The organism is Acinetobacter sp. Li1LvA2, from assembly GCF_056156705.1.
This window is the reverse complement of record NZ_JBSICF010000031.1, coordinates 1-703: the sequence shown is the minus strand read 5'-3', so window position 1 is coordinate 703 and position 703 is coordinate 1. Positions and strand designations below refer to the sequence as shown.

Genomic DNA, 703 nt, shown 5'->3' with positions numbered 1-703 from the left:
GTTCTCTTTTTTGGTGAGGACCTTATCCAGTGCATTATAGGTAAAGTAAGTCACGCTGCTGGCTGTTTTAAGCACACCGTTATCGCTATAACTGACATTAAGCAGCTCGGTCTTGATCACCCGGCCCAGCTTGTCATAAGTGCTCACAGTGGTACGGTCATTCTCTGCATCTTTAACCAGCAAAGCAGTCAGACTCGTTAAGGTATCCGTACCCGTGACAGCACTGCTCAGTTTCTTGGCATATTTAACTTCGGTCAGGATATTCAGATTACTGAGGTCATTACCATAACTCCAGCTGGTCGCATAGCCTTCCTGGTCAATCGCCAGAATCTTACGACCCGCCTTGTCATAGTAGTTATAACTGCTGTTGCCTTTGGCATCCTCCACCCGAATGATATTGCCATTCGCATCGTAATAGGTCTTTTCAATCGCACTCTGGGTGATCAGTGCACCCTTACCCTGGCTATCATATTCATAGCTTGCGATATTCGGGCTAAGCACACTAATCTGGCGGCCGACCTTGTCATAGCCATATTCAACCACACGCACATTGCCTGCTGGTGCCGCTGGTACAGCACCCCCTGCCTGTGCCGGCAAGCTGACCGCCGTTTCATAGCTTTGCAGCTTGGTCACTAACCCTGCTGCATTGTATTCCCAGCGGGTCAAGCCACCCAGCGGATTCACTTCTGCGATCTTGCGCGCG

At 50.1% G+C, this 703-nt stretch carries 1 protein-coding gene; it reads right to left on the bottom strand.

Annotation, left to right across the window (positions count from 1 at the left end; translation table 11 throughout):
- A partial coding sequence (locus tag ACS604_RS18950) for a hypothetical protein (RefSeq protein ID WP_474772658.1) occupies window positions 1-703 on the bottom strand: 703 nt, incomplete at both ends.